The 9,426-nt window shown below is 63.6% G+C and carries 11 protein-coding genes; 7 read left to right on the forward strand and 4 right to left on the reverse strand.

Features of this window, described 5'->3' with window-relative positions; translation table 11 throughout:
• Nucleotides 1–11 precede the first annotated feature (11 nt).
• Nucleotides 12–335: a DUF1476 domain-containing protein gene (locus WBG82_RS00400; protein WP_424420044.1), complete on the reverse strand. Its 324-nt coding sequence runs from the start codon at nucleotides 333–335 to the stop codon at nucleotides 12–14.
• Between the two features lie 328 nt (nucleotides 336–663).
• Here WBG82_RS00400 and purC point away from each other — a divergent pair, with 328 nt between their 5' ends.
• From purC to grxD, 6 genes are all read left to right on the forward strand, one after another.
• Nucleotides 664–1,425 carry a phosphoribosylaminoimidazolesuccinocarboxamide synthase gene (gene purC, locus WBG82_RS00405; protein ID WP_424420046.1) on the forward strand — a complete coding sequence of 254 codons (762 nt, stop codon included), beginning with the start codon at nucleotides 664–666 and terminating at the stop codon, nucleotides 1,423–1,425.
• Nucleotides 1,426–1,556: 131 nt separating this feature from the next.
• On the forward strand, nucleotides 1,557–1,802 hold the full coding sequence (gene purS, locus WBG82_RS00410) for a phosphoribosylformylglycinamidine synthase subunit PurS (RefSeq protein ID WP_424420048.1): 246 nt from the start codon (nucleotides 1,557–1,559) through the stop codon (nucleotides 1,800–1,802).
• Nucleotides 1,803–1,804: 2 nt separating this feature from the next.
• Nucleotides 1,805–2,473: a phosphoribosylformylglycinamidine synthase subunit PurQ gene (purQ, locus tag WBG82_RS00415; protein ID WP_424420050.1), complete on the forward strand. Its 669-nt coding sequence runs from the start codon at nucleotides 1,805–1,807 to the stop codon at nucleotides 2,471–2,473.
• Nucleotides 2,470–4,689 carry a phosphoribosylformylglycinamidine synthase subunit PurL gene (gene purL / locus WBG82_RS00420; protein WP_424420052.1) on the forward strand — a complete coding sequence of 740 codons (2,220 nt, stop codon included), beginning with the start codon at nucleotides 2,470–2,472 and terminating at the stop codon, nucleotides 4,687–4,689. Before purQ ends, purL begins: the two co-directional genes overlap by 4 nt.
• Nucleotides 4,690–4,723: 34 nt before the next feature.
• Nucleotides 4,724–4,960, forward strand: a complete 237-nt coding sequence (locus WBG82_RS00425; protein ID WP_324301481.1) for a BolA family transcriptional regulator — start codon at nucleotides 4,724–4,726, stop codon at nucleotides 4,958–4,960.
• Between the two features lie 49 nt (nucleotides 4,961–5,009).
• Nucleotides 5,010–5,345: a Grx4 family monothiol glutaredoxin gene (gene grxD / locus WBG82_RS00430; protein WP_424420054.1), complete on the forward strand. Its 336-nt coding sequence runs from the start codon at nucleotides 5,010–5,012 to the stop codon at nucleotides 5,343–5,345.
• A gap of 123 nt (nucleotides 5,346–5,468) precedes the next feature.
• On the opposite strand, the gene rpsD is transcribed toward grxD, so the two are convergent.
• Both rpsD and WBG82_RS00440 read right to left on the reverse strand, forming a co-directional pair.
• Nucleotides 5,469–6,089, reverse strand: coding sequence for a 30S ribosomal protein S4 (gene rpsD, locus WBG82_RS00435; RefSeq protein WP_324301485.1), 621 nt, complete (start codon nucleotides 6,087–6,089; stop codon nucleotides 5,469–5,471).
• Nucleotides 6,090–6,260: 171 nt separating this feature from the next.
• Nucleotides 6,261–7,097 (reverse strand): RNA methyltransferase, encoded by an 837-nt coding sequence (locus WBG82_RS00440; RefSeq protein ID WP_424420056.1) that lies wholly within the window; start codon nucleotides 7,095–7,097, stop codon nucleotides 6,261–6,263.
• Nucleotides 7,098–7,262: 165 nt separating this feature from the next.
• On the opposite strand from WBG82_RS00440, the gene WBG82_RS00445 reads away from it, so the two are divergent.
• The gene (locus tag WBG82_RS00445) at nucleotides 7,263–8,486 is read left to right on the forward strand and encodes an NADP-dependent isocitrate dehydrogenase (protein ID WP_424420058.1); all 1,224 of its coding nucleotides are present in this window, start codon (nucleotides 7,263–7,265) and stop codon (nucleotides 8,484–8,486) included.
• 22 nt (nucleotides 8,487–8,508) lie between these two features.
• On the opposite strand, the gene WBG82_RS00450 is transcribed toward WBG82_RS00445, so the two are convergent.
• Nucleotides 8,509–9,276, reverse strand: a complete 768-nt coding sequence (locus WBG82_RS00450) for a class I SAM-dependent methyltransferase (RefSeq protein ID WP_424420060.1) — start codon at nucleotides 9,274–9,276, stop codon at nucleotides 8,509–8,511.
• Nucleotides 9,277–9,426: the final 150 nt, after the last annotated feature.

The following is a 9,426-nucleotide window of genomic DNA, read 5'->3' on the forward strand; positions in this document are numbered from 1 at the left end:
GCTGATCGGGATCAGCCTTCGGCCTTCACCTGACGAACCGCCTCGGCGAGATATTCGTCCATCGCCCTGCGGATCTGGTGATCCGACTGCGCGACGCCCTTCGCATCGAAGTCGGCGCGCAGCTTGCGGAACACGTCCTCGTCGCCCACTTCCTGAAGATCGACCTTCACGATCTCCTGGGCATATTCGGCGGCCGCATCGCCCGTCAGCCCGAGAAGCCCCGCCGCCCAAAGGCCGAGCAGCCTGTTCCGGCGCGCAGTGGCCTTGAATTGCAGTTCGGCATCATGGGCGAAGATCTTCTCGAAATCTTCTCCGCGCTTGTCGAATGTGGACATGGACCTCATGGCTCCAAAGCACTGCCGGCACGGGGAGGCCGGCCGGTGCGAAAACGAGGCATAGGCATAACCGCGCGAGCCCGGCAAATCAACAGCGCACGCCACTTGAGCCCGGGCCTGCGGCTAATTATCTAAGCTACTGATCTGACAAAGAATTAAGGACCTCGGCCGCTTTCGCGTACATTGATTGTATAGCTACGAGGCATGGAGTAACTTGCGCCCGAACCGGAGGGGCGATTCCCATGCCCTCCCTCGTCCCCTTTCACCGCGGGACCGTTACGCCTGCACGCGCCCCCATGATCGGGCGCCAACCGATTGGAATCATGACATGAGCCGGCGCAGACGCGTTTATGAAGGCAAGGCCAAGGTTCTGTATGAAGGCCCCGAGCCGGGAACGCTTGTCCAGCACTTCAAGGACGACGCCACCGCGTTCAACAATCAGAAGCATGCGACCATCGAGGGCAAGGGCGTCCTCAACAATCGCATCTCCGAATTCATCTTCACGCGCCTCAACGAGATCGGCGTGCCCACGCACTTCATCCGATCCATCAACATGCGCGAGCAACTGATCCGCGAGGTCGAGATCATTCCCTGCGAAGTGGTGGTGCGCAATGTCGCCGCCGGTTCGATCTCCAAGCGGCTCGGCATCGAGGAGGGCACGGCCCTTCCCCGCTCCATCATCGAGTTCTATTACAAGAATGACGAGCTCGGCGATCCGATGATCTCCGAAGAACACATCACCGCCTTCGGCTGGGCGACGCCCCAGGAGATCGACGACATGATGGCGCTCGCGCTGCGCGTCAACGATTTCCTCACCGGCCTCTTCCTCGGCATCGGCATCCGCCTCGTCGACTTCAAGGTCGAATTCGGCCGCCTCTATGAAGGCGACATGGTGCGCGTGGTGCTGGCCGACGAAATCAGCCCGGACAGCTGCCGCCTCTGGGACATCCGCACCAACGACAAGCTCGACAAGGATCGTTTCCGCCGCGACATGGGCGGCCTCATCGAGGCCTATCAGGAAGTGGCGCGCCGTCTCGGCATCCTCTTCGAGAACGAACCGAAGCGGCGCGGACCGATGCTGGTCAAGTGACGCTGGCGGCGGCACGGCCTCATGCCCGGACCTGATCCGGGCACCCAGGATTTAAGACTTGTGACCAAACGGCCCCGAATTGCCGGAACGGACCCGGCAATGAAACGGGAAGCAGAGATACAGGATTGCACATGAAGGCCCGCATCAAGGTCATGTTGAAGAACGGCGTGCTCGACCCGCAGGGCAAGGCCATCGAAGGCGCGTTGGGTTCGCTCGGTTTCTCCGGCGTCGCCAGCGTGCGCCAGGGCAAGCTCTTCGAGGTCGAACTCGATGAAAAAGATCCCGCCCGCGCCCGCGCCGCCCTTGAGGATATGAGCAAGAAGCTCCTCGCCAACACCGTGATCGAAAATTACGCGATCGAGATCGACGAGAAATAAGCATGAAATCCGCCGTCATCGTCTTTCCGGGATCGAACCGCGAGCGCGACATGCTCTACGCGCTCGAACAGATCACCGGCAAGAAGCCCGTTGCCGTTTGGCATGCCGAGAAAGAGCTTCCCGACGTCGATCTCGTCGTGCTGCCCGGCGGCTTCTCCTATGGCGACTATCTGCGCACCGGAGCGATCGCCGCGCGCGCCGCGATCATGGACGATGTCCGCAGGAAGGCCGACCGGGGCGTCCACATTCTCGGCGTCTGCAACGGCTTCCAGATCCTGTGCGAGGCCGGCCTGCTCCCCGGCGTTCTCATCCGCAACAGCCATCTCAAATTCGTCTGCCGCCATGTGAAGCTCGAAGTGGCGAATGCCGACACGGCCTTCACGCGCAAATACAGGCAGGGCGAAATCTGGCGTTGCCCCGTCGCGCATGGCGACGGCAACTACTTCGCCGATGCCGAAACGCTGGCGCGTATCGAGGGCGAAGGCCGCGTCGTCTTCCGCTATGCGGAAGGCACGAACCCCAACGGCTCGCTCAACGACATAGCGGGCATCATCAATGAGCGCGGCAATGTCATGGGACTGATGCCGCATCCCGAAAACGAAATCGAGCCGCTCAATGGCGGCACGGAAGGCCGTGCCCTTTTCGAGAGCGTGCTGGAGGCGGTTGCGTGATCCCCAACGACGTGAAAATCACTCCCGAGCTGGTCGCCGAACATGGCCTCAAGCCGGACGAATATCAGCGCATTCTCGACCTCATCGGCCGCGAGCCCACGCTGACCGAACTCGGCATCTTCTCGGCGATGTGGAACGAGCACTGCTCCTACAAATCATCGAAGAAGTGGCTCCGCACTCTGCCGACGACCGGCCCGCGCGTCATTTGCGGCCCCGGCGAGAATGCCGGCGTCGTCGATATCGGCGACGGTCAGGCCATCGTCTTCAAGATGGAGAGCCACAACCATCCCTCCTATATCGAGCCCTACCAGGGCGCGGCGACGGGCGTTGGCGGCATTCTTCGTGACGTCTTCACCATGGGCGCGCGCCCCGTCGCGGCGCTCAATGCGCTGCGCTTCGGCGAGCCGGATCATCCGCGCACGCGCCACATCCTGTCCGGCGTCGTCGCCGGCGTCGGCGGCTATGGCAATTCCTTCGGCGTGCCGACCATCGGCGGCGAAGTGAATTTCGACGAAAGCTACAACGGGAACTGCCTCGTCAACGCCTTCGCTGCGGGCCTCGCGGACGCCGACAAGATCTTCTATTCCAAGGCCGAGGGCGTCGGCCTTCCTATCGTCTATCTCGGCTCCAAGACCGGCCGCGACGGCATTCATGGCGCGACCATGGCGTCGGCCGAATTCGACGAGGACTCCGAGGAGAAGCGCCCGACCGTGCAGATCGGCGACCCCTTCTCCGAGAAGCTCCTGCTCGAAGCCTGTCTCGAACTGATGGCATCGGGCGCCGTCGTCGCCATTCAGGACATGGGCGCGGCGGGCCTCACCTGCTCCGCCGTCGAAATGGGAGCGAAGGGCGATCTCGGCGTCGAGCTCGATCTCGACCGTGTGCCCTGCCGCGAAGCCGGCATGACGGCCTATGAAATGATGCTCTCGGAGAGCCAGGAGCGCATGCTCATGGTGCTCCACCCCGAAAAGGAAGAAGAGGCCGAAGCGATCTTCCGCAAATGGGGCCTCGACTTCGCCGTCATCGGCAAGACGACGGACGATCTGCGCTTCCGCATCAAGCAGCATGGCGAGGTCATGGCCGACCTCCCCATCAAGGAGCTTGGCGATCAGGCGCCGGAATATGACCGCCCTTGGGTCGAGACACCGAAGCCGGCTCAACTCGCCATCGCCGATGTGCCCGCGCCCAACGATCTTTCCGAGGTGCTGGTGAAGATCGTCGGCCTGCCGGACATGTGCTCGCGCCGCTGGGTCTGGGAGCAATACGACCATCTCATTCAGGGCAACACGGCCGTCGGGCCGGGCGGCGACGCGGCCGTCATTCGCGTCGATCACGGCGGCAAGGCGCTCGCCTTCACGCTCGACGTGACGCCGCGCTATTGCGCCGCCGATCCGCGCGAGGGCGGACGCCAGGCGGTGGCGGAATGCTGGCGCAATCTCACCGCCGTCGGCGCCGAGCCACTCGCCATCACCGACAATCTCAACTTCGGCAATCCCGAAAAGCCCGAAATCATGGGCCAACTCGTCGGCTGCATCCAGGGCATCGGCGATGCCTGCCGCGAGCTCGACTTCCCCGTCGTCTCGGGCAATGTCTCGCTCTACAACGAGACGAACGGCAAGGGCATCCAGCCCACGCCGGCGATCGGCGGCGTCGGCCTTCTGCCCGACATCTCGAAGCGCATGACCATCGCCTTCAAGGCGGCGGGCGAAGCGATCGTCGTCATCGGCGAAACGAAGGGCCATCTCGGCCAGAGCATCTATGCGCGCGACATTCTCGCCCTGCGCGAGGGCGCGCCGCCCGCTGTGGACCTTGCCGCCGAGCGCCGCAACGGCGACTTCGTGCGCGGCGAAATCCGCTCCGGCGCGCTCTCCGCCGTGCATGACGTCTCCGACGGCGGCATCGCCGCCACTGTCGCGGAAATGGCGATCGCCTCCGGCATCGGCGCGCGCATCGAACCGACCGCCGACCTGCCCCTGCATGCCTGGGCCTTCGGCGAGGATCAGGCCCGCTATGTCGTCACCCTCCCCGAGGCTGACGCCGACGCGATGCTCGCAAGGGCGGCGGTTGCGGGCGTGCCCGCCGCACGGATCGGGCGGACGGGCGGTGCCGAATTGACACTCGATGGTTGCAATCCCATATCATTGCAGCGGCTGAAATCAGCGCATGAGGGCTGGCTCCCCGCCTATATGGCTGCGGCGCCCGCCGAAGCCCTCTGAACGGGAACCCTCGGACAAAGGAGAAACTGACGACATGGCGATGACTGCGAGCGAGATCGAACGCCTCATCAGGGAGGCTTTGCCGGATGCCAAGATCGACATCCGCGATCTCGCGGGTGACGGCGATCACTATGCGGCCAATGTCATCTCGGCGGCCTTCAAGGGAAAGACGCGCGTGCAGCAGCACCAGATGGTCTACAACGCATTGAAGGGCGGCATGGGCAGCGAGCTTCATGCGCTCGCGCTCCAGACCTCCGCGCCGGAAGATTGAACGGGACCATTTCCAGATCAAGAGCGCCAAGCGCGCGGAAGGACATCAGATGAGCGATAATCCAGTCTTCGACCGCATCCGTCAGGAAATCGACAGCAATGACGTGGTTCTCTTCATGAAGGGAACCCCGGTCTTTCCGCAATGCGGCTTTTCCAACGCCGTCGTGCAGGTGCTCACCTATCTGAACGTGCCCTTCAAGGGCGTCAACGTGCTCGAGGACCCGGAGATCCGCGAAGGCGTGAAGCAGTTCTCCGACTGGCCGACGATCCCGCAGCTCTATGTGAAGGGCGAATTCGTCGGCGGCTGCGACATCGTCCGGGAGATGTTCGAGCAGGGCGAGCTGCGCGATTTCCTCGCCGCGAAGGGTATCGAGGCGGTGGCCTGATTTCAGCCGCCTGCCATCGCCGCCACGGGGCCACGCAGGGCCACGTTCCGCGCGGGCGACACTGACCAAACAAAAAGGCCGCTCTCTCGAGCGGCCTTTTGCATTTCCGATCTTCGGTCCGGACTAGGAACGCGAATAGAATTCGACGACGAGGTGCGGCTCCATCTGCACCGGATAGGGGACATCGGCCAGCACCGGAATGCGAATGAGCTTCGCGGTCATCTTGTTGTGGTCGACTTCGACATAGTCCGGCGTGTCGCGCTCGGCGCTCTGCGTCGCCTCGAGCACGAGGGCGAGCTGCTTCGACTTCTCGCGCACCTCGACCACATCGCCCTCACGCAGGCGATAGCTCGGGATGGTGACGCGCTTGCCGTTGACCAGGACATGGCCGTGATTGACGAACTGGCGCGCCGCGAAAACGGTCGTCACGAACTTCGCGCGATAGACCACCGCGTCGAGACGGCGCTCGAGCAGGCCGATCAGATTGGCGCCCGTGTCGCCCTTGATGCGCGTCGCGGCCTTGTAGATGCCGTGAAACTGCTTCTCGGAAATATTGCCGTAATAGCCCTTGAGCTTCTGCTTGGCGCGAAGCTGCACGCCGAAGTCGGAGAGCTTGCCCTTGCGGCGCTGTCCGTGCTGGCCGGGGCCATATTCGCGGCGATTGACCGGGCTCTTCGGGCGGCCCCAGATGTTCTCGCCAAGGCGGCGGTCAATTTTGTACTTGGTTTCCTGGCGCTTTGTCATAGCGGTTCCTGTCAAAATAAAGGGAAACGCCCCTCCTCTGCCGCAGGACCTTCAGGGTCCATTGGCCGACAGGGAAGCGGCACAAGCGTATCCGCTCCCACGGGTGCGTGAATGTGAAAAGGCCCGTCAGGGCCGTTTCGGGGCGGGTTTTAGCCCGCCGGGGCCGGGCTGTCAAACGTCGCCCGGCTCTTCTCCCTCCGGCCCCTCAGCCACCGGTCCCTCAGCCACCGGTCCCTGGCCCTTCGGAACCCGGCGCGTCAGCGCGGCGACGACGCCCCGCATGGTCCTGACCTCCTGCTCGGTCATTTCCGCCCGCTGGAACATGTTCCGGAGATTGCGGACCATGGAGGGGCGCTTCTCCGGCGGCTTGAGGAAGCCGAAGCGGTCGAGTTCCGTCTCCAGATGCTCGAAGAAGCCCAGAAGCTCCTCCTTGGTCGCCGGACGGGTCTGGAGATAGTCGATCTGCCGGTCTGGCGTCTGGTCCGCCGCCTTGAACCATTCATAGCCGATCAGGAGCACCGCCTGGGCGAGATTGAGCGAGGCGAAGGCGGGATTGACCGGCACCATCAGAACGGCATCCGCCAGCACCACATCGTCATTGGTGAGGCCCGTGCGCTCCGGCCCGAAGAGCACACCCGCCCGGCCGCCGCCCGCGATCACCTCGCGCAGCCTCGCCGCCGCCGCCGCTGGCGTCAGAACCGGTTTCACCATGTCGCGGACACGCGCCGTTGTCGCTACGACAAAATCGAGATCGGCCACCGCTTCTTCGCTCCGGGCGAAAAGCCGGGCATTGTCGATGACGATATCCGCCCCTGACGCCGCGGCGCGGGCGCGCTCGTTCGGCCAGCCATCCCTCGGCGCCACCAGACGTAGATCGGAGAGCCCGAAGTTGAGCATCGCCCGCGATGCCGTGCCGATATTCTCGCCAAGCTGCGGCTGCACGAGAATCACTGCCGGCGCCTGGCCGCTCCGGGAGCTGTCCAATTTCGTCTGATCGGTTCCGGCCATTCGTCAACGGGCCTTCGCTTGAAACAATGTGTCGCTGAATAGGCGATTGCGTGGCTTTAATCAATTGGCAGGCAATGTTATAGGGTTCATATCCCACGCGTTTGCGGTTCCCGTCCGGGAACCTAGCGTCCCATGTGCTCACGTTTTTCCGAAGGGTTGTGCCGCATGTCGAAGATCAAGGTCAAAAATCCCATAGTCGATCTCGATGGCGACGAAATGACCCGCATCATCTGGAAGATGATCAAGGACAAGCTGATCTTCCCCTTCCTCGATCTCGACATCAAATATTTCGATCTCGGCATCGAGCATCGTGACGCCACGGACGACAAGGTGACGATCGAGGCCGCCGAAGCGATCAAGCATTATGGCGTCGGCGTCAAATGCGCGACCATCACGCCCGACGAAGCGCGCGTGAAGGAGTTCAATCTCAAGAAAATGTGGAAGTCGCCCAACGGCACGATCCGCAACATTCTCAACGGCGCGGTCTTCCGTGAACCGATCATCTGCCGCAACATTCCGCGCCTCGTGCCCGGCTGGACGGAGCCGATCGTGATCGCGCGCCACGCCTATGGCGACCAGTATCGCGCCACGGATTTCCGTGTACCCCGCAATGGCCGCCTCACCCTCACCTGGGTGTCGGATGACGGCAAGGACAAGATCGAGGAAGAAGTGTTCCACTTCTCCGGCGCGGGCGTCGCGCTCTCCATGTACAACCTCGACGACTCGATCCGCGACTTCGCGCGCGCCTGCATGAAGTTCGGCCTCGACCGCGACTATCCCGTCTATCTTTCGACGAAGAACACAATCCTCAAGGCCTATGACGGCCGCTTCAAGGACATCTTCCAGGAAGTTTATGAAAGCGAGTTCAAGGCTGATTTCGAGAAGAAGAAGCTCGTCTATGAGCACCGCCTCATCGACGACATGGTTGCCTCCTCGCTGAAGTGGTCGGGCGGCTATGTCTGGGCGTGCAAGAACTATGATGGCGACGTCCAGTCCGACTCGGTCGCGCAGGGCTTCGGCTCGCTCGGCCTCATGACCAGCGTGCTGCTCACGCCGGATGGCGACATCATGGAAGCGGAAGCCGCGCATGGCACGGTGACGCGTCACTATCGCGCGCATCAGCGTGGCGAGCAGACCTCGACGAACTCTATCGCGTCGATCTTCGCCTGGACGCGCGGCCTCTCGCATCGCGCCAAGCTCGATGGCAATGACGCGCTGGCGAACTTCGCCCACACGCTCGAGAAGGTCTGCGTCTCGACGGTCGAGAGCGGCTATATGACGAAGGATCTCGCCCTTCTCGTCGGCTCGGAGCAGAAGTGGCTGACGACCGAGGGCTTCCTCGACAAGCTCGCCGAGAATCTCAACAAGACGCTGGCGAAGCAGGCATAAACCTGCTTTCGCAGGCGTCCGGTCATTCCGGATAGCCGATCACGAGCCGCAGCGAACCGTCGAAAAAGGGTGTTCGCCGCAAGGCGCCATGGCGTGCGTCCCATGCGCCTGATTGCAAATCCTCCGCGAGCCGGGCGACGAAGCGCATCTCGGCACCCGGCTCCGCAAAGCTCCAGGAGGATTGCGCCTGCCGCACCGCCGGGTCGAGCAGCCCCTCCGGACGCGCATAGAAAGCTTCCGTGAAACCATCTCTGCAATCGACGGGAATGGGAACGGACCTCACCACGCTCCGCCTGCCGATGAGCGCGCCGATGCGCTCGATCGGCGGGTAACGCCGCCGCTCGACGGCGACGAGTTCCGGCACGTAATCCGCAAGCCAGAAGCGGTCGAGCGCATCGCCATCGAATGTGAGCACGACGACCGGCCCCCGCGCGACGCGGCGCATCTCGCTCAGGCCCCTGGCGAGATCTGCCCATTGATGCACGGTGACGAGCGCCATGGCCGCATCGACCGAGAGGTCGTCGCAGGGGAGATCCTCGGCCACCGCCCGAATGGCAGGCGCGAGATGGGGCGGGCGCTGCGCGCGCATCGCGGCAGAAGGCTCGACGGCGAGCACAAGGCGATCCAAAGGCTCGTAGGAGCCAGCGCCCGCGCCGACATTGAGCACGCTGCGCGCAGCCCCCAGCGCCTCGTGAACGAAGGCCGCGATGCGCGGATCGGGGCGGCGCTGAAGGGCATAGCCCTGCCCATTGGCCTCATAGTCGAAATCGCCGCCTGCGCGCCCGCTCATCGTCCCTCCGCCCGTCGCCGCCTCGCCCCTTCATGCGTGAGTGGAGAAACGCCGCCCGATGCCGCGAAAGGGATCAGGCCGCGCCCGCAAGCTCTCCGACCGCCGCGCGAACCGCGTCGAGCGCGGCTTCGGCCTTGGCGCCCTCGGGCC

The sequence above is a fragment of the Parvibaculum sp. genome, from assembly GCF_049671045.1.
In the GTDB taxonomy this organism is placed as follows: Bacteria; Pseudomonadota; Alphaproteobacteria; order Parvibaculales; family Parvibaculaceae; genus Parvibaculum.